The 20,197-nt window shown below is 41.7% G+C and carries 20 protein-coding genes; 4 read left to right on the top strand and 16 right to left on the bottom strand.

The window, feature by feature from the left end:
- The first annotated feature begins 18 nt into the window (after positions 1–18).
- Positions 19–1,587 (top strand): M16 family metallopeptidase, encoded by a 1,569-nt coding sequence (locus tag ACZW67_RS07300; RefSeq protein ID WP_465182731.1) that lies wholly within the window; start codon positions 19–21, stop codon positions 1,585–1,587.
- Between the two features lie 80 nt (positions 1,588–1,667).
- On the opposite strand, the gene ACZW67_RS07295 is transcribed toward ACZW67_RS07300, so the two are convergent.
- A complete protein-coding gene (locus ACZW67_RS07295) occupies positions 1,668–2,237 on the bottom strand; it encodes a hypothetical protein (RefSeq protein WP_465182730.1) in 570 nt (189 codons plus the stop codon).
- Positions 2,238–2,506: 269 nt separating this feature from the next.
- Positions 2,507–3,406 carry a D-Ala-D-Ala carboxypeptidase family metallohydrolase gene (locus ACZW67_RS07290; protein WP_465182729.1) on the bottom strand — a complete coding sequence of 300 codons (900 nt, stop codon included), beginning with the start codon at positions 3,404–3,406 and terminating at the stop codon, positions 2,507–2,509.
- Positions 3,407–3,705: 299 nt separating this feature from the next.
- Here ACZW67_RS07290 and rodA point away from each other — a divergent pair, with 299 nt between their 5' ends.
- Together rodA and ACZW67_RS07280 are read left to right on the top strand one after the other, a co-directional pair.
- Entirely contained in the window at positions 3,706–4,848 is a 1,143-nt protein-coding gene (gene rodA, locus ACZW67_RS07285) for a rod shape-determining protein RodA (RefSeq protein WP_465182728.1), read from the top strand.
- An 834-nt stretch (positions 4,849–5,682) separates the two neighbouring features.
- Entirely contained in the window at positions 5,683–6,297 is a 615-nt protein-coding gene (locus ACZW67_RS07280) for a septal ring lytic transglycosylase RlpA family protein (RefSeq protein ID WP_465182727.1), read from the top strand.
- Between the two features lie 128 nt (positions 6,298–6,425).
- Here the strand turns inward: ACZW67_RS07280 and radA are convergent, their stop codons facing one another.
- The 11 genes from radA to ACZW67_RS07225 form a co-directional block, all read right to left on the bottom strand.
- Positions 6,426–7,862, bottom strand: coding sequence for a DNA repair protein RadA (gene radA / locus ACZW67_RS07275; RefSeq protein WP_197217417.1), 1,437 nt, complete (start codon positions 7,860–7,862; stop codon positions 6,426–6,428).
- 285 nt (positions 7,863–8,147) lie between these two features.
- Positions 8,148–8,858, bottom strand: coding sequence for an LPS export ABC transporter ATP-binding protein (gene lptB, locus ACZW67_RS07270; protein ID WP_197130789.1), 711 nt, complete (start codon positions 8,856–8,858; stop codon positions 8,148–8,150).
- A gap of 146 nt (positions 8,859–9,004) precedes the next feature.
- Positions 9,005–9,493, bottom strand: coding sequence for a lipopolysaccharide transport periplasmic protein LptA (gene lptA, locus ACZW67_RS07265; protein ID WP_227681408.1), 489 nt, complete (start codon positions 9,491–9,493; stop codon positions 9,005–9,007).
- A 163-nt stretch (positions 9,494–9,656) separates the two neighbouring features.
- On the bottom strand, positions 9,657–10,241 hold the full coding sequence (gene lptC / locus ACZW67_RS07260) for an LPS export ABC transporter periplasmic protein LptC (RefSeq protein ID WP_197217423.1): 585 nt from the start codon (positions 10,239–10,241) through the stop codon (positions 9,657–9,659).
- Positions 10,238–10,804 (bottom strand): KdsC family phosphatase, encoded by a 567-nt coding sequence (locus ACZW67_RS07255; protein WP_465182747.1) that lies wholly within the window; start codon positions 10,802–10,804, stop codon positions 10,238–10,240. Before ACZW67_RS07255 ends, lptC begins: the two co-directional genes overlap by 4 nt.
- A 65-nt stretch (positions 10,805–10,869) precedes the next feature.
- Positions 10,870–11,862, bottom strand: a complete 993-nt coding sequence (locus ACZW67_RS07250) for a KpsF/GutQ family sugar-phosphate isomerase (protein WP_465182726.1) — start codon at positions 11,860–11,862, stop codon at positions 10,870–10,872.
- Positions 11,863–12,094: 232 nt separating this feature from the next.
- Positions 12,095–12,628 (bottom strand): RNA chaperone Hfq, encoded by a 534-nt coding sequence (hfq, locus tag ACZW67_RS07245; RefSeq protein WP_465182725.1) that lies wholly within the window; start codon positions 12,626–12,628, stop codon positions 12,095–12,097.
- Positions 12,629–13,057: 429 nt separating this feature from the next.
- Entirely contained in the window at positions 13,058–14,236 is a 1,179-nt protein-coding gene (gene miaA / locus ACZW67_RS07240; protein ID WP_465182724.1) for a tRNA (adenosine(37)-N6)-dimethylallyltransferase MiaA, read from the bottom strand.
- 68 nt (positions 14,237–14,304) lie between these two features.
- Positions 14,305–16,083 (bottom strand): DNA mismatch repair endonuclease MutL, encoded by a 1,779-nt coding sequence (gene mutL / locus ACZW67_RS07235; RefSeq protein WP_465182723.1) that lies wholly within the window; start codon positions 16,081–16,083, stop codon positions 14,305–14,307.
- Positions 16,084–16,127: 44 nt separating this feature from the next.
- The gene (gene tsaE, locus ACZW67_RS07230) at positions 16,128–16,658 is read right to left on the bottom strand and encodes a tRNA (adenosine(37)-N6)-threonylcarbamoyltransferase complex ATPase subunit type 1 TsaE (RefSeq protein WP_465182722.1); all 531 of its coding nucleotides are present in this window, start codon (positions 16,656–16,658) and stop codon (positions 16,128–16,130) included.
- On the bottom strand, positions 16,658–17,293 hold the full coding sequence (locus ACZW67_RS07225) for a 6-pyruvoyl trahydropterin synthase family protein (protein ID WP_197101333.1): 636 nt from the start codon (positions 17,291–17,293) through the stop codon (positions 16,658–16,660). Before ACZW67_RS07225 ends, tsaE begins: the two co-directional genes overlap by 1 nt.
- A gap of 452 nt (positions 17,294–17,745) precedes the next feature.
- On the opposite strand from ACZW67_RS07225, the gene ACZW67_RS07220 reads away from it, so the two are divergent.
- Positions 17,746–17,868 carry a hypothetical protein gene (locus ACZW67_RS07220; protein WP_265090119.1) on the top strand — a complete coding sequence of 41 codons (123 nt, stop codon included), beginning with the start codon at positions 17,746–17,748 and terminating at the stop codon, positions 17,866–17,868.
- A gap of 247 nt (positions 17,869–18,115) precedes the next feature.
- On the opposite strand, the gene ACZW67_RS07215 is transcribed toward ACZW67_RS07220, so the two are convergent.
- Genes ACZW67_RS07215 through ACZW67_RS07205 form a run of 3 tightly spaced genes read right to left on the bottom strand, consistent with a single transcriptional unit; the run spans position 18,116 to position 19,958 of the window.
- Positions 18,116–18,448, bottom strand: coding sequence for a YnfA family protein (locus ACZW67_RS07215; protein ID WP_465182721.1), 333 nt, complete (start codon positions 18,446–18,448; stop codon positions 18,116–18,118).
- A 20-nt stretch (positions 18,449–18,468) separates the two neighbouring features.
- Complete coding sequence (locus ACZW67_RS07210; RefSeq protein WP_465182720.1) at positions 18,469–19,290, bottom strand: PhzF family phenazine biosynthesis protein; 822 nt, start codon at positions 19,288–19,290, stop codon at positions 18,469–18,471.
- Between the two features lie 32 nt (positions 19,291–19,322).
- Positions 19,323–19,958: a DUF7822 domain-containing protein gene (locus tag ACZW67_RS07205; protein ID WP_465182719.1), complete on the bottom strand. Its 636-nt coding sequence runs from the start codon at positions 19,956–19,958 to the stop codon at positions 19,323–19,325.
- Positions 19,959–20,197 lie beyond the last annotated feature (239 nt).

The following is a 20,197-nucleotide window of genomic DNA, read 5'->3' as shown; positions in this document are numbered from 1 at the left end:
ATTAATAAGAAGAAAACCATGACTCAAAAAAATGACTTATTACAGATACGAAAAAACCCTCTAAATCATGCACGAATGCCAATGCAACGATTAAACGCTGCCTCTAAAAAACTCTCTCATCTAAGCATGGGTATATTATTCGGTATGACGATATTAACGATACCCGCACAGGCGGACTCGGCGGCTACGGAAGAATACCGCGGCTCAGCGGCTGCCGTAGATACGAGCGCACCCATTGCAGCATTATCGAAATTGACGAGCTTAAATGACGCCAAACCTTTGACCGTCACCGTACCGACAATTCAGCAATTCAAAACCAAATCGGGTGTACCTGTGCGTTTTGTACAAACCACAACATTGCCAATTGTCGATATCGACTTGCGCTTTAATGCAGGTAGCGCACGTGATGGCAGCATCCAAAAAGATGGCTTTGGTATTGCTAGTATGACAGCGACCATGCTGACGCAAGGCTCTAAAAGCTTGGATGAAAACAAGTTCACACAAGCAGTTGAAACATTGGGTATAAACCTAAACAGCAGTGCCTATAAAGATATGTTTATCGTCTCATTGCGGAGCTTATCTGATGATAAAAATCTGCTGCCTGCCATCGATTTAATGACTCAGATGCTCAGCGAACCTGCTTTTGATGATGATATTTTAGCGCGCAACAAAGCACGATTATTGGTCGGTTTGCAGCAACAAAAACAAGATCCCAATAGCCTTGCCAGCATTGCTTTTGATCAAGCGCTATACGGGGAGCACCCCTACGCTCACCCATCCGCTGGTACGCTTGAAAGCGTCCCTAGTATCGGCAAGCAACAGCTGATAGATTTCAAAAACCGTTATTTAGTCGCGGCTAATGCTTCACTTGCTATGACGGGGAATCTAACCTTAGCACAAGCAAAAAAACTGGCTGAAGATATCACCACCGAGCTACCGACAGGTCAGGTAGCAACTGAGTTACCTGAGCCAAAATCACTAAGCCAAGCAAAACACATTCATATTCCATTTCCGAGTACTCAAACCACCGTACTGATGGGCCAGTTAGGCAGCAAACGCGCTACCAATAGAAAAGATCAGCAGCAGCAAACAAACTTTGCTGTCGGCAATGAAGTCATGGCTGGCGGAGACTTTAATGCACGGCTGATGACTGAAATCAGACAAAACCTTGGCTACACATATGGCATCTCAGGCTCTATGAACCCAATGCTTGCAAAAGGCCCTTATCAAATTGGGTTTTCGACTCGTAATGATAAAGCTCGTGCTGCCATTGATGCCAGTTTAGAGGTTATCAATGATACTTTAGATGAGGGTATTACCAGTAGCGAGATGCAACTGACAACAGATGGTCTTAAGAATAGCTTTCCAATGGGATTTGCGAGTAATGCGGGGATTAATGGTCTGCTTGGCATGATGAATTTTTATCAGTTACAAGACAATTATCTGACCAATTACGTCAATCGTATTGACCAAGTAAAGCTGTCGGAGGTCAATCAAACCATGCGCGACACGCTAAAGCCTGATGATTTTTTAATTGTCACTGTCGGCCAAGATGACCCTTGGAAAGATAAGAAGCCTAAAAAGTAATTGTTTAATTTAAGAGCGATGCCAGAAATAGCATCGCTCTTGACGTTTATCTTTAGTGATGAAGACAGTTAAGGGCATATTTAATTGGCAATGGTTACGGCAACGTCATAAATAAAATTTTCAGGCTTATAGTCTGCCCCATTGTAAGCCAGTCGAATCACGTGCTTGTCGTAAGAGCTTACTTGATAATCACCATTGGCAAAGTTGTGTAATGTAGGGACTATTAATAATGCTTCGATTTGACGATTATTAACTTTAACAGAAATATTTTGACCTTCTTGTGGATATAGAAAATAATCACAATAATCATTCACCATGACTTCTGCATTACGCTCAATGACATGACTGCCGACATTTTCTTGTATCAGTTTTGGACAGACATCTGAACGTTGTGAAGCCAATCGAGCGTAAGAGTTTCGAATATTGTCTTCGATCTCTTGCGCCTCTTGTAAGTCTTTATCAGCATTGTTAGCAGTCGCCTCGGTCATTGGCATGCTATCCTCAAAAATAGAATCCGGACTACAAGCACTGATAAATAAAATCGAGAGAATTGCTGAACCAAATAAAACAATGCGCTTGTTATTTAACTTCAAAAATGTTTTGGTGGACTTATAGGTATGATTATTTTTTGCTGAGTACTGCTTTTTCATAAATTCTACTTATAATAAATTTCTTGTAAAAGTATGGAATTATTAAGATTGGCAGGCAAGGTTTACAAGCTGTCTAGCGACTCAATCAAGAGGTCAAGTAAGTGTTACTTTTAGTTATGCGGATATAGTTTATCAGCATATTCATTAATACCAAAGAAAATTTATGATTCATCCGTTTATTTTTTACTTTTAAACAATCCTACAGCTGATCTTCTTTCTATTGCTGTCAGCAAATACTTATTTGTTATTCTGATCACTGATAAATAACCTTAATAGCGACAAGGCGAGCCACTACTCGCATGGTTGAACCCCCACTTACGATAGCCATCAGTATCTAAGTGAATAGCACCTGTCGCATATAGGCCTAAACCAAAATTATGAGCTTGTCCTTGATATTGCCAGAACTGACACAAACTATCCTGCATAGTGCTCAGCCTCCATAAGTTGTCTTCATATTCTGGCACCCAGATGTCCATAGCACTAGCATTCATATGCTTACTGCTATCAGCACCACCTGCACAGTCATTGAGGCCGGGACTACGATATACTGAGCGTATCTCGCTACTGGCTGGCAACACTCCTTGCTGCTTCAAATCGCTATACAGACGTAACGTCGGTACAATATTTGCCCACAACTCTTGTGGAGGTAACTGATAAGGCTCATAACCACACTTGTTCCAACTGCGCGCAGTCGTCAATAGTTGAGATAACGGTGGTACGTTTTTTGCACCCACTTGCGAGCTTAGATAGCGCTGATACTCTGCCACTTGCCTAGCACGGTAACTATTACTATTCAACCATGCATTGAAGTCGATACTGGTAGAGTCACTATAGGTATTACTCGGAGTATTATAATTATTATTACCTTGATTCGTACTACCAAAAGGCTCACGCCGATTGATATTCACACGTTTATTTTCTTCGATAGATAGACGGGCATCCAAATTAAAATCACGCTGTTTTTGAGCAATCAATCCCTGCATGCTATCGCCATTGGTAGTATTTTGGCCACTCAGCATCGTAACACCAGGACTGTGAATTGAGCCATTTGTGGAAGGTTCAATGTAGACATTACTACCTTGACGTACTTGTATTCGACGTTCACTATTATCACTGGTAAGCGCAGCATGGGCAGAAATACTGCTGACACACACAAGTAATGCAATCATAGGCTGCTGAATACGCCTATAGCTATGGGTTTTTATATTATTCATTGCAAGATTCTACCGCTAAAAACGTTTTATCGATACTATCAAATTTTCAGCAAGCAGGCTAAACTATCGCCTCTAATCAGAGGAGTGATATTCGTAATTAACACTTATCCTCATAATTTTTATAATTATGTGACTTTGTTGCTTATTTGTTATATTTTACGCAATATTTCACCAGTGTAAATAACATATCTCTCTGAATCTATATCATTAGATAAACCTTCTCTTTTACACCAATTGCCAGACTCACTTTGCCTATGTCTTCTAATCCGCAATATCGTTTTTCACGTCAGAGCCATCACTTCGGCCAAGGTCATGCACCAACGCTATGGCAGCGTATTCATATCGACCCATGGCTAACACTGCTTTTATTAACGGTTTGCTGCATTGGTTTGACGATTTTATACAGTGCTGCAGCCCAAGACGTCAATATGGTCATACGCCAGATGATCAGCTATGGTGTGGCGTTTACGGTCATGGTTATTATGGCGCAGATACCTCCTAGTATTTATCGTACCTTTACGCCCATATTTTATGTGCTTGGGCTGATACTGTTGGTACTAGTTGATATCATCGGTGAAGTACGTATGGGTGCTCAGCGCTGGATTAACCTACCTGGGTTTGGTAGTGTTCAGCCATCAGAATTTATGAGACTGGGCATGCCGATGATGTGTGCTTGGTTTCTGTCCAAACGTGAGTTGCCGCCATCCGCTTCTAGTATCGCTATCACGTTAGGATTGATCATAGTACCTGTCTTATTGATTGCTAAAGAGCCTGACCTTGGCACCTCGATATTGGTAGCAGCCAGCGGTATTTTTGTGTTGTTTTTAGCAGGGCTATCTTGGCGACTGATTTCAGCAGCAGCCATTCTAGCAGTACCTCTTATCGCCTTCGCTTGGAACTTTCTATTACACGACTATCAGCGAACACGCGTCATGACATTGCTAAACCCTGAAGCCGATGTCCAAGGAGCTGGTTGGAATATCATTCAATCTAAAACTGCTATTGGGGCTGGTGGCCTCACAGGAAAAGGCTACTTAGAGGGTACGCAGTCGCACCTACACTTCTTACCAGAGGGTCATACAGATTTTATTATTGCCGCTTTTTCTGAAGAGTTTGGCTTGCTAGGTGTATTGCTATTGATGTTTATTTACTCTTGTATCCTCATGCGCGCCTTGTACATTGCCTTTACCCACCCTGATGCCTATAGCAGATTGTTAGCAGGTGCTATTGCCATGTCTTTCTTTGTTTATGTATTCGTCAATGTCGGTATGGTTGGTGGTATTTTACCTGTGGTTGGTGTCCCTTTACCTTTTATCAGCTATGGCGGTACTGCTATCGTAACGCTGATGGCAGGCTTTGGGCTGCTAATGTCTATCCACACCCATAAATCAGGTTAGCGCTGATTTGTCAAAAAATACTTAAAGATAACTGGGAGGGATAAAATGGGAAATACCCCTCCTTTACAACCTTTAATTTAACGGATTAAAGTAGTGAGTTCAGATAGTAGCAAGTTCAGAGAAAACTAAGCATAAACATCATATATTGATTAAATTCAATAATTTTTAGCATTTGATTATTTCAGTGAAAAACATACACATTGCCATAAAAACCCCCTAGATAGGCTATTAAAATACTCGCAAATATTTGATATAGATAATATAAACATCAACTTTATCTTTAATTCCTTTCTCGCAAAACACACCTCCATAAATAGTACTGATAGATTTTAATCCTTGTTTTTTACAAATAATTGCGTTAACCTCGTTCAAATGTACTTTGATACATAACCCGTACAGAGCTACTAAAAAAGTTTTCATTCAATTATATTCTGGTTGTAGCTCAGCCGTATAGTAAGCAGCTTGTAGATTTTGAGCTTTCAAATACACTACTGGATTAACGGTTTAGCCACAAATTTATACGTAAAGGCATTTATTAAACAATAGGTTTAGTACTTAACTGTCCTATCTGAATTATTTGTTTTACTAATATCGTTGACTATCATTTGAGCGTGTCATAAGTACCTTCAGTGAAGTAACTGTAACCGACTTATGATTATGAAAAATTACCCTATATTAAAATCTATAAAAGTCTTATCTGGTATCAATTATTATATAAAAATCAGATTAATAATAAGACTTAAGTGTATGACACAGTTAAGCAGAACAAATACTGTGACACGCCATCTAACATGATTAGAGTTAGGTTTTAATGTACATGTTATAGAGGTATCTATGAATAAGCGTTTATCTGGTTTACTTACCGTATCAGCAGTATTGTTTGCCGGCTCTGCAGCCGTTACTAATGCAAATGCTGTAGAATCAAAAACCTCCCTTGCGATGATTTCACAAGATAACGCCTCCCATATCGATCGTGTGCTTGGTGAGCTCAGCCGTCAACATGATGGTGCATCAAGTTTGGTTAAGTCAGCACGACAACCTACTTCATTAGCACTTAGCAGCTCACTGTTGGCCAGTGACACAACTCAAGTGACCAATGATGAAGATGTACTAGAGCGTCTGACAGCCGTCGCCTCTAACTCAGTCAGTAAGTTTAAGCAGACTGGCCTAGCTTCTTGGTATGGTCGTAAATTCCATGGCCGTAAAACAGCGAGTGGTGAAACATTCGATATGAATGCATTGACGGCGGCACATCGCTCATTACCATTGAACTGCTATGTTAAAGTCACTAATAATACAAATGGCAAAAGCGTCGTGGTAAAAGTGAATGATCGTGGTCCATTCCATGGCAACCGCGTATTAGATCTATCTTATGGCGCTGCTAAACGCCTAGGTATTACGAACAAAGGGGTTGGCAACGTTTCTATTGAGCGTGTTTCAGGACCATAAGTCCTACTGCAATAGTTCTACCCTAATCTTTATCTAATAGCTATATCAAACCATAAAAAGCGCCTAACTATGACGAGTTAGGCGCTTTTTTGTTTAGCTCAAATTGACTACATCAAAGATATGAAACCCTATAATTCAAATGCGCTCTCAATCGCATCATCAAGCCGCTCTACAGCAATGACATTAATACCTTTAAACTGAGGTGCATTCTTAGCAGGCGCGTTAGCCTTTGGAATGATGGCGTGCTTGAATCCATGCTTCATCGCTTCTTTGAGACGCTCTTGCCCATTAGGTACAGGGCGAATTTCACCAGAGAGTCCTACTTCACCAAAGACAGCTAGTGACGATGGCAATGCCCGTTCCTTGATACTTGAGGCACAAGCCAATAGCACTGCTAAATCAGAACCTGTCTCAATGACTTTGACACCGCCGACCACATTGACATAGACGTCTTGCCCACTGGTATGAATACCACCATGACGGTGCATGACAGCTAGCAACATAGATAGACGCTGAAAGTCCAACCCCAACGCCATCCGTCTAGGCGAACCTTGCGAATCATCAACTAAGGCCTGTACTTCTACCAATAGAGGTCTTGTGCCTTCGCGGCTGACCATGACAACAGAACCAGCCACAGGTTTGTCATAACGACTCAAAAATATCGCTGATGGATTGGCTACCTCTTTAAGACCCATGTCAGTCATACCAAAGATACCCAACTCATTAACCGCACCGAAACGGTTTTTGACAGCACGAATCATGCGAAACTTAGAGTCTGACTGACCTTCGAAGTACAGCACTGTATCTACCATATGCTCAAGTACACGAGGTCCTGCGAGCGTGCCCTCTTTTGTCACATGACCTACTAAGAATAATGCCGTACCCGTTTGCTTAGCATAGCGGGTCAAAATCGCCGCAGACTCTCGAATCTGACTCACACCGCCCGGTGCAGAGTTGATCGCATCTGTATAAATCGTCTGAATAGAGTCAATAATGGCAATGGCTGGCTGCTCTTGCGTTAAAGCTGCACAAATTGTCTCCACATTGGTTTCAGCGAGTACGCGCAGTCTATCTGCAGGCAAGTCCAAACGTTTGGCACGCATGGCTACCTGCGCCAGTGATTCTTCACCCGTCACATACAGTGCACTACCTGCCAGTGAGTCAGCACGTGCCATATTAGTCGCCGTTTGCAACAGAATAGTCGACTTACCAATACCAGGGTCACCGCCTATCAGTACTACAGAACCAGCGACCAATCCACCACCTAGCACTCGATCAAACTCACCAATGCCCGTTGGTAGGCGCGTGTCTAGCGTTACGCTGACTGCATTAAGCGGCATAACCGCGCTATGGGTACCTGAATAATTACCCGCAGGTGCACCAGTACTACGAGAGACGGCACGACTGGCATTAGGTTTGGCTGTGTTTTTATTATGATGTGGCATGCTGACATTAGGCGCTTCGACCAAGCTATTCCACTCGCCACAATCCGTACACTGCCCTGCCCACTTACCAAAATGCGCACCGCAATGCTGACAGACATAACTGCTCTTATTTTTTGCCATAATTTATGAGCCTTATTCAGGTGTTCAATCAAAAATAACTGAGAAAATATCGTGACACTTGTATGAGTGCGAGTCTAGTCTAGTTTACATATAAGTATGACTTAGAGATTAATTAGCCATAGCCATAATAGGCTGTGACCGATAGAAGGGACGGTATCAAATGAGGTGATGTTCTAGAAATAAGAAAATTAGCGATAGCAGTAGCTGGCTGAAGGCATCAATTAAACCTTTTGATTCTAGCAACCAGCTTAAATATTAGCGTGGTATATATGAAAAGGTATCGGTTTATACCTGAAAATCCTTACCTAAATAGACAGATTTTACTAGCTCATTATCTAAGACTTCAGCCGAAGTACCTTCCGCAATGATGGCGCCCTCTGAAACGATATAAGCTTTTTCACAAATGGCCAATGTATCGCGTACATTATGATCCGTAATTAAAACCCCAATACCACGATTTTTTAGGGACAGAATAACGTCTTTGATATCACCAACAGAGATAGGATCAACGCCTGCAAAAGGCTCATCTAATAAGATGAATTTTGGGTCAGCTGCCAATGCGCGTGCAATTTCACAGCGACGACGCTCACCACCTGACACACTCATTCCCAAAGATTTTCGTACATGCTCTAAATGAAATTCACCGATTAACTTTTCAAGCTCTTGCTTTTGCTCACTTTTAGTTAATTCTTTACGAGTTTGCAAAATAGCTAGGATATTATCTTCGATAGACAATTTGCGAAAAATTGAAGCTTCTTGCGGTAAATAGCCAATACCTGCACGAGCACGCTCATGCATCGCATATTTAGATAGGTCCATTTTACCTAACGTCACACGGCCTTTATCCATGTTAACCAGACCCACCACCATATAGAAACTGGTCGTCTTACCTGCACCGTTGGGGCCTAATAACCCAACAACTTGTCCTTGTTCAACAGAGAACGAGACATCTTTTACGACCCAACGTTTACCATAGCGCTTACCTAGATTTTGCATCGATAATCGCTCAGCAGGTACTATATTATTACCCGTGGCTGGAGAGTCTATATTTTTACTATCACTCATAACTTACTCATACTGTTGAAAAATCTAAGCACTGGTGCAGATTATTTTGTATATTGGTACATAGACGATTTAACGTCTTAGCGTACGCCACTTTGGCTGCTGCCATTACTGGGCGGAAATACCAATTCTACTCGCTGATTACCACCAGCCGTTGCCTCAACATCACCTGCTTTTAGGCTATAACGAATGACATTACCAGCAAAACTTGCACCATTCTGAACCAACTTGGCATTACCCGTTAGAGTAATGATGCCAGTGACTGCATTATAATCGATCTTGCTGGCTTGGCCTTTTGCTAGCCCTTTTTCTTGAGTCACTACTTGCTGCATAGTCGCTGGACGCCCAGTCGCTACGGCTGAGTTAATACTACGCTGCTGCGATAAGTTAACAGTGATATTGTCCGCTGTCATCTTAAACGTACCTTGGGTAATACTGACATTGCCTGAGTAACTGGTCACGCCTGTACGCTCACTATAAGTCGCTTTGTCAGCCAACAGTTTTATTTCTTGATTGGAATCTGATGGTAGCGCATGGCTATAAAGTGGTAATGCTAGCAGCATGACCATTGGTAACTTGCACAGTTGGCGCAAGCTATGTGCTTTTGAATTTGAGCGCAAAGTAGGCAAAAATTTAGATTTCATAAAATCACTCGTTTTATAATGGGTAGTAGAATTTGCAAACTTTATGCTAGCTGCTGTCTTTTTATATAAGCAATAAGCACCGTTATCATTAGAACAATGCTTTATCTTGGCGTTCAGAAGGAGTAAAAGCAACAGCGACGTGGCCAAACTCATATTCACCTGTTTCAAGATTGGCAGTCATACTAGAGGCTTCAAACCGGTTCATCCCTTGCTCGACCTGAACAGGCTCGTCACTATATACTTTGCCTGACTTAGTATTACCTTTAAGGATACTACCTGTCACTTTTATTGGCTCAACTTCAGACGCGTCTTTATTGCCTTCACTAACAAGTGAGAAGCCACCTGACAAACTAAGCTCACCTGTCTCTTGACTGATAGCAGCCGTACCCGCTTCAATACGATAGCGCTGTTCAGCGGACGGCTCCCAATTCATAGTGATACCTGACATTTCGTCCAGATTGGTTTCTGGATTATGCGTCAAGGACTCAGCCGTTAGCTCATACTCAGTCTCACCTTCATCGTTAGTCTGTACCGCCTTAATTTCTGTTGCCTCATAATCGACATCAGTGGGTGCCATACTAACTGGTGGCGCAACATCACCCTGCTGCTGAAAAAACCAACCTGCAATACCAGCAATAATTAATGCAATAATTACTAAAACACGAGTATTCACGACAAATCATCCTGAGTTTTTACTTCATCAAGCGTATAGTGCGCAATAAAGTCTTGATAGTGTCCATGACCCTTTAAGATGAGATCACATATTTCACGTACAGCGCCAGTGCCACCTGCACGAGTCGTGACCATATCGCTTCGATTGATTACTTCCGCATGTGCATTAGGGACTGTTGCAGAAAACCCGACTGTTTGCATCGCTTTAATATCTGGTAAATCATCACCCATATAAGCACAATCAGCGGCCGTAATATTAAGTGCTGGATCAAGGGTTGATAGCAGCTCATTTAGCGCAATGAGCTTATCATCACGTCCTTGTACCACGTAGCCAACACCCATCTCGAGGGCACGTTTATCAACCATAGCACTGCTACGACCAGTAATAATAGCCGTTAAGATACCATAACGTGCTAAAGACTTAACACCAACGCCATCATGAACTGAAAATGCTTTGGTCTCGATACCATTGGCATCATAGATGATTTGACCATTTGATAATATACCATCAACATCCATTACCAGTAATTTTACTTGTCCAGCTTTTTTGATTAAGTCCTGCATCATGTACCTCTTGCTTAAAGCCGTTTGTTAGATTTTATTATGATAAGCCGATATCACCAGTCTACTTACTTTACACCAGCTTGCAACAAGTCATGTACCGTAATAATCGCTTCCAAACGATCTTCGTCATCAATAATTAACAACTGACTGATGCTGTTTTCGTTCATCACGCTAAGCGCATCTGAGGCACGCATAGATTTACTAATACGGCGTGGATTACTGACCATCAATTCACCCATTGGTGTTTGTAGATCAATACCTTTTTCTAGGCCACGACGCAGGTCACCATCTGTAAATACGCCAATGACTTTATCACTATCATCAGTCACTACTGTCATACCCAAGCGCCCAGCAGACATCGTAAATAAAGCTTCTTGCAGTGGAGCGTTCTGATGAATAAGTGGTAGATTTTCAGACTGAGTATGCATTAAATCTTCAACTCGCGTTAGCAGCTGGCGGCCTAGTGCACCTGCCGGATGCGACAATGCGAAATCTTCTGAGGTAAAGTTGCGAGCATGTACTAAAGCAACTGCCAAGGCATCGCCAAGGGCCAAAGTAGCTGTGGTACTCGAGGTAGGTGCTAGATTAAGAGGACAAGCTTCCTGAAACTGACCAAGTGTCAAGACAATATCAGCAGCACGAGGCAGCATGCCACGCTTATCACGGCTAATGCTAATCAATGGAATATTTAAACGTTTAACAACAGGCAGTAGCATCTTAATTTCATCAGACTCGCCTGAGTTAGAGATAGCAAGTAGCACATCACCTTTTACCAACATACCCAAGTCACCATGCCCCGCTTCACCAGGATGCATAAAAAATGATGGTGTACCAGTAGAGGCAAATGTTGCCGCGATTTTACGGCCAATCAGTCCTGACTTACCCATACCAGTCACTACCACTCGACCTTGACAGGCTAGGATAGTATCGCAAGCTTGTGCGAATCTATCATCTATCTGTTCTGTCAATAATGTTAGCGCAGATATTTCGGTATTAATCGCCTCGATAGCTCTATTGATAAACTGCTTATGGGTCAAATTAGCTTGGGTGTTATCCATGAAAACGCTCTATTTTTATAATGAATCAATCAGCTATTTTACTATACTATGACTAATATTAATAATATTAGGCTATTAATAGCATCAGGAAAAACCTATCAATAGCCATCACGATCTACCTATTGAATCATTATTATGTGTTTATTTATACAAAAAAAACCCACTATAGTAGCAGGTCTTAATCGAATAAGTCATATCTTAACGATGCAGTTTAGGCAATGCACTGAAAGATTTAACCGTTGTTATCATTAGATCCATCATTTGGCTTATCTTCAAAGCCTGCATTGTCTGTTGGACTCTCAAAACCACGGTCCTGACCAAATCCACCACGCTCAAACCCGCGCTCTTGGCCTTGACCAAAGCTACCGCGTTCAAATCCGCGCTCTTGGCCTTGGCTAAACCCACCACGATTAAAACCACTACGGTTAGAAGCAAAACCACGCTCTTCAAAACCACCCGTGCTAGCAGGGTTACTGCCGCGCTCAAAACCACCACCTTGATAAGCCGTTGGCGCTGCGCTTTGAGGTTGTTGGGTGCTAGTGCCAGTCGTCGTGCTACTACGAGGATTTCGAGCTGGCACTACGGTTGAGATGGCATGTTTGTATACCATTTGACTGACAGTATTCTTAAGCAAAACAACATATTGATCAAATGACTCAATTTGGCCTTGCAGTTTGATGCCGTTGACCAAAAAAATAGAAACAGGAATGCGGTCTTTGCGCAGTGAGTTCAAGAACGGATCTTGTAAAGTTTGTCCTTTTGACATGAAATCTCTCCTAAATATTATATAGTTATGTTTTGAGCGCCAATTATTTTAAGTGTTGATTTAATTATAATGGCTGAAGGTAGATACAATAATAAGCTATCTTTATAAAACGTATCTAAATAAACCCTAATTGTTGTCAAGTGATTCCACTTTATCGTGAATACATTATTATTGTAAATAATTAAGTAACTACTTGTATCATTGATGATTATTTTCAACAAGCATCAGTAACTAGCAATTAGGAAAGTAGTGTTAAAGCCGTTACTTTCATAGATTTAAATTATAGCAGTTATCTACGTTATAATTTGAAACTAATTGTCACTACTTTCTGATGGCTGTGTAGCGTCTGTTTCTATACCAAATTTTCAGTACGTTACGCTTTGCGCGCAACTTACCTTTGAGCTGATAGTCTACTCATACGAGCAATTTTTAGTATAGATACTCTCTTGCCTGCGCCATCGTTGTAAATGTCTTTATAATCATACCCGTGTCTATAGAGGTATTCTCATCGTTAGGTAAATCCGGCATCTTTATCACATCTGTCGTAGCATGAGGCAATTGCATGACTTTACGCAACCAAGTGTACTGCCGTTTTGCCAGTTGTCTTGTAGCATATAATGCCTTATTTTGCATTTGCTGACAAGCAAGTGCCTCGGTCTCTTCACTGTGGAGCAATGATTGTGCTGACAGCTCAACAGCATTATTTGATATTACTTGTGCATCAACTGATTCTGAATATCCTTCAAAAGCATCATAAAACTGCGCTTTGTCCAAATGCGGCAATTCAAATATCGGATGATTAATATGTACCAAATACTCCAATACTTGTCTATAGCCAACACAGCGCATAGCAGGCAAATTAGGTGTTAATGTATATTGCTCAAGTAAGCCAATCACTTCAGCTACCAGCCCTTCATCCCACATTATATCTAGACGCTGAGCAATACGCGCATGCAGCCATGGACGATCCGGCATAATTGTCAATGCATGCCACTGCTGATTGGGATTATGTGCCAGTGCTTGTTTAGGCTGACGTTGCCAATCACTGATTGGGATGTTTGTTTGCAGATAAACCTCAATTGCTCGGGTAATGCGCTGAGTATCAGTTGCATTAAGACGCTCATGACTTATCGGGTCAATTTGACCAAGGTAATCATGCAGTGCTTCAATACCTTCCTCTTGCCGCCACTGATCCACACGAGCGCGGACGCTATCATCACTATCAGGCACAGGTGATAGTCCATCAAGTAGCGCCATGTAATACATCATGGTACCGCCCACTAGTAACGGTATTTTGCCATTCTTATGACAGTTATCAATCAAATTAGCAACATCTGCAACAAACTCAGCAACACTATAGCTCTGTGTCGGATCAATGATATCAACCAGATGATGCGGATAACGTGCCAGCTCATCAGCTGACGGCTTTGCTGTACCGATAGTCATATCACGGTATATCAATGCTGAATCTACTGAAATTAGCTCGTAGCGCCCTGTATCATATAGCTCATATGCCAATGCAGTTTTGCCACTCGCGGTTGGCGCCATCAAGCACACCACGCTATTATCTGTCAGCTTATGAGATAAACCATCAGACGAATGTCTCATAGAATTGCCTTTAATTATTATTTATAGGTAAGTAATATTTATGGGTAGTAATTAAGGTGTTGTCGAACCTAACTTAGTATTGCTTCAGGCGTAGATAAGAGCATCAACGTTACTAAGTGATTACTACTGATGGCCTTAACTGAATTTGTAGTCAGCAACGCTTCAAGGTCTGTTATAAATAGCATCAAGTCTTGTGTAGACATCTGCTGGCTCATAGTAATAAGCTGGTGATTTATTTCTCTCGCACTATTGGGCAGCTTGTCTTTATGCAATACCTTATTGCTCAGTATCTGTGATTCAAACAGTTGATTCAACTGTGATTGCCAATCCGTTTCAGCAATCAGAAAGCACTGTGCTTGGTGGAAAAACAACAACCAAGGTAAGGTCTTATCATCAATGCTTTTAGCAATGTCTTTAACAATGTCAGTGCCAAGTGCTAACTTATCTAAACCACTAATAACCTCTAAGCAAACTGGTAAATATCTCGTTCCTACCAACATGCCATTAGAAATATCAGTACGCTGACCGGTAAACTTATTGCTACCTAATTCTGACTCTGCTGAATATTGAGATTGAGGCATTGTCTGGATTGTCTGACTGGCTGGCAGCTCATATGATTGCTTAGCAGTATTTACCTGCCTACTGCGATTCTGAGATACAACACTGTCGTAAGGCCGATCGGTAGCGACAACTTTTACCCTTTCATCACTTGTCAGCTTGTTTTTTTCTATTAGTGGTTTATCAAATTTTTCAGGCTGTTCGTTTACTTCGATATTTTTCAGCTGAGACTGAATCGCGTGGTTTAAATGCGCCATGATATTATTTAGCGGGCTAATCTTAATGCGCTGCTTCGATGGATGCACATTGATATTGAGCCACTGGGTTGGCAGGTCAAAATAAAGTGCATAACCCATACCATTTAATTGCGCACTCTGAGCCAATTGACGCATCTGATTATTAATTAAGGCTTCTTTGACCAGTCGACCATTCACATAGATTAGCTTTGGCAAGTCAGATTTTTCATGATGCAGCGGCCATAGCCAGCCACTAATCGCTGCCTGACTAATATTGCTATTACCGTACTCTACAGACAGCTGTATAAGATTCGTTAAATCTATCGATATTGCTAACGCATTATCCGTCAATGCCATACCAGTCGCTTGTTCTAGACGCGGCAATGGCAAACGACTGTCATCGTGATTATTCATACCCGTAGTACTTGCGGATAATGATAGCCGTTTTTTATGATCATGAAAGAGTGTCAAAGCAACATCTGCTCGCGCCAAAGCAACTTCTCGAACGATTGTCTCAATATGCCCAAACTCAGTCGCAATAGATTTTAAATTACCGCGACGGGCTGGCACATTGAAATACAAATCTTTGACGGTAATCGTCGTTCCACGATTGTGAACGATAGGTACTAATTTTGGCGTATCAGCCAAGACACCAGCGACCTGTAACTGACGACCAACACCACTATCATCATGACTACTCATTAGAGTCAAACGGGACACTGCAGCCGTTGCCGCTAGTGCCTCACCACGAAACCCCAAAGTGGTGATGCCGTGTAGATTAGCGACATCAGCGACCTTACTGGTTGCGTGACGAGTAATGGCCATGACCATATCATCGGGATGGATACCCACCCCATTATCGACCACTTCAATCAAGCCCATACCGCCTTGAGTGATGCGAACCTCAATATTGGTAGCACCAGCATCGATGGCGTTTTCAAGCAGCTCTTTAACCACAGCTGCCGGACGCGTCACTACCTCACCCGCTGCTAATTGATTGATTAACAATGGCGACAGTTTTTTGATACGTGTATTAGCGTAATTATTAGACATTAATGAGCATTATATATTTTGGACTACAGGCATTGTGTATAACATTAAATTTTGAGCGTTGATAGATCTAAATCTAGCGCTTGTCCTGCTTTCGATAGCCGCAGCTCAACCAAACGAGACTCTTTACCATGATTATTACCATCACCTTGGGTCATATCAATAAACAAAGTCGGTGGTGGTAAATAGCCATCCGCACGGCTTGCCCATTCGATAATGACCAGAGCATTTGGCTCATCCAGATACTCATCAAACCCAATGAAAGACAGCTCTTCTGGGTCTTGAAGACGATACAAGTCTGCATGATAAACTGGCTTCGTTGTACCATCACTTTTCTGAATACTGTAAGGCTCAACCAAGGTATATGTCGGGCTTTTTACTGCGCCTGTATGACCAAGCCCTTGCAGCCAATAACGAGTCAACGTGGTTTTACCTGCACCCAAGTCACCTGCCAGCCACACACTGCCCGTCAATGGCAAATCAGCCAGCTGCTGAGCCAATGATTGAGTGTCTTGGTCAGAGTTCAGTATCAATGTTTGCGAGTACTTGCCGTCTTTTATAGATTCATCAGTGTGCATCAGTCTGAACCTGCCTGTACTTGCTCAGTCTGTACCTGCTCTGTCTGTACTTGCATGGTCACTGATGGATTGATAAAACTCTCACCGCGAATCAATTTTGCATACAGCTCAGGGTCATGCCATTCTTTAGAAACTTGGTCACTAAATGCAAATTCTTCCAAAACCAGTTTGCCCATTTGATCATTGGCCACATCATCAGCGAAACACTGCGCATAACCCGTTGCTGTTTCGTGCGCGATTACTGAGTAGACACTGACATCTGACTCGCCATTTTGCATTTGAGTCTGGCGCAAAATCTCTTGCGCCCAAAAGAAGATAACGCGTGAGAATTGCTCTGCTGACGGTGATACTGGCAAGCTTATCCAGCGTGCACTGAACTTTTTGCAGGCATCAATATATTCAGGATCGTCTTTATTCCAAAAACAAATAGCATGATCGAAGCTGTCGATAATGTCTTTGATCGAAGACTTTAACAAACCAAAATCATAGACCATCTGACCATGGTCTAAACGCTTGGCTTCTAGAATCAGCTCAATCTGATAGCTATGACCATGGATAGAATGCTTGCAACGCTCAGAGCTACAATTACGAACGATATGGGCATTTTCAAATTTAAAAAGTTTACGAATACGCATAATAATTTGACCAAAACAGTAAGCACCATCGTGCTAGATAGTAATATCATCAAATCCACATAAATCCGCTACATTGTCATCTTCGATAGGCACACTAATGTATAGCTTGCTTTCGACTTCTTTGTATCAAAATTATTTGAATTCGATTAAAAATAAGGGTTTGCCGCGTCTATTCAACAGCTTGTCACCCATTATAGCAAATCACCATGTATCCGTAAGTAAGCACTTATGAATACTCATATTTATTATACGAATTGACATGACGCAATTTTAGTTAATAGGAGCAATCCATTTAATCGTAGACGAATTGTGCGAATACTATCTATTACTAGTGCTTAAGCCTATACTCAACCCAGTAAACGGCTATGTTGGCCGTCATTATAACGGCACTGCCTCAAACCAGCTCACTTTGGCTTAGAGAATGGCATGTGTTATCTAAAAAGGAAACTACCATGAGCAAAGGTCAAGATAGTAAAAAGAATGTAAAAAAGAAACCGCTTTTGACGGCAAAAGAAAAGAAAGCGGCAAAACAAGCTAAGAAAGAAGACAGCGGCAGTATCTTAGGTAAGCATTAATAGTAAGTGTATCAATATGCCAATCAAACTTAACGGTTTGATTGGCATTTTTTTGAGTGAGCTACTAATTTTTAATTAGGGCGTGTCCTCATTTTAAAAATGGTGATAAAAATGAGATAAATCGCAGTCAAACAAGGAAAATAGCGCAGATAATATCGAGATATTAGTCAGCTATTTGACGCCATTTGACAAGATTTAGCCACTTTTAACCCATTTAGATAACTATCGATTGAATTGAGGACACGCCCTAGCCACTGCGCGGTGCAAACATAATAATCGCCATCCCCAATAGCGCGACAATAGAACCTACAACATCCCAAGTGGTTGGTCGTATACCATTCACTGTCCACAACCATAAAATCGCCATGACCACATATACCCCACCGTAAGCAGCATAGACTCTGCCCACAGCCGTCGGATGCAATGTCAGCAACCATACAAAAGCTGTCAAACTCAGTACAGCAGGTATCAGAAGCCAGATTGACTTACCTTCTCGCAGCCATAAATAAGGCAGGTAGCAACCGATAATTTCTGCTAATGCAGTAAGCGCAAATAGCCCAACGGTCTTTAATTCTGTCAAAACTTACTACTCCTCACCCACTACTTTTCAATGGTAATAGAACCAGTCAGATACTGTACGGCATTACCAGAGACCAGCACCCTATCCTCTACAACCACGCAATCGAGTACCCCACCGCGACTGGAGGCTTGATAAGCAACCAATTCATTTTTCCCTAAACGCTCAGCCCATAATGGCGCTAAACCTGTATGCACCGATCCTGTCACAGGGTCTTCATCGCCACCGTTGGCAGGCCAAAAATATCTCGAAATAAAATCGTAATTTTTATAGTCGTCTGATTCAGATTGACATGTCACCACCACATCTAAAGGCGCTAGCTGCTTTAACTTTTCATTATCACGTTCTACATTTAGCACATCCGCTTCAGAATGATAAATCACGAAATACGCTTGCTCATTACGATAAACGTCAACCGGAGTAACTGAAAGACCTGCCAACAACTCCTGAGGAATGTCGGTAATCTTTTCAGGCTTTCTGTTTGGGAAGTCCATTTGTATTTTACCAGTGTCTGTTTGCACAACGGTCAAAATACCAACGGATATGGCTGAGAGTTTGATAGACGTTAAAGTGGGGTTTTTCTTAAATAACACAAAGGCAGACGCCAAGGTTGCATGCCCGCAAAAAGCAATCTCAGTAAATGGTGAAAACCAGCGGATATGGTAAACATCTTTGTCATCAGTCTCATCTAAAACTAGAAATGCCGTCTCGGATAAGTTGTTTTCCATCGCAATAGATTGCATCAGCTCATCGGACAACCAATTTTCTGTGATAATAACCGCTGCTGAATTACCCTTAAAAACGCTATCAGTGAAAGCATCGATGACATTTATTTCTAGCTGCATTTTATATTCTCAATTTTATAATTGTTTAAAGATTAATCTTGATCCTCATCCTCTTCAGAGAAGTCAAAATACAGAATATTTGACCAAAGTCCAAGGCCTAGATCGTAGATAGCTTGTTCTGGGTTATTCGCGGACAATGCTTTTTGCGGTGTTGGACGACGACCAAAAATTTTTGCCCAGAAACCAATAGGTTTAGGCTGCTCGCTCACGACTGGCGCAGGTGGCAACAATGACTGATACGCTGCTGCTATCTCAGGCTGAAGGTTCTGCACTTGATTGAGAAGTGCCAGATTTCGCGTTTCTACTGGTGTCTCACTCATCTCAAAAATCTCGCCACACTCCAAAATAAAATACTGATTTTGGTTCTCTGGCATTTTTAAAAATTCAAGCGCTTCTGTAATTGGAGCCTGAGCAGCAGGTAACCTAATACCTGCTAAGAATGCTTCAAGATTTTGCACACCGCTGGCATAGTCTCCAATGAGAGCAACCTTTTCAGGGTTATCCCAAATTACTGATAGACAGGCTTGCGGATTACCAGAGAGCAGAACTTTAAAGACGATTGGAATATCATAGTTATATTCTGAAATACCCGTTAGCACACGGCTGCTATCATTTTGATTTGGTTCAGGGATAGTGTTGGTCGAATACAGATAACTACGGTTCGCCATAATAATCACTCCAATTTATAGTCATTAAATCAATCGCCATACGTTCTTTTGTTTACAATAGTATTTAAGACCGTTCATTCGATAGTTAATGTGAGCGCCATTGTCATTATCCAATATACCCTGATTAAAATGACATGACAGTCAGAATTACCGTAAAATCTATTATATAGTTGAATTCAAATAATTTTGATACAAGGAAGCTGAGTGCAAGTGATACATTAGTATGCTTAGCGAGGATG

It is taken from the genome of Psychrobacter sp. TPE 89C, from assembly GCF_055522395.1.
The sequence above is the reverse complement of the archived record's forward strand: the minus strand, read 5'-3'. Positions and strand labels throughout refer to the sequence as shown.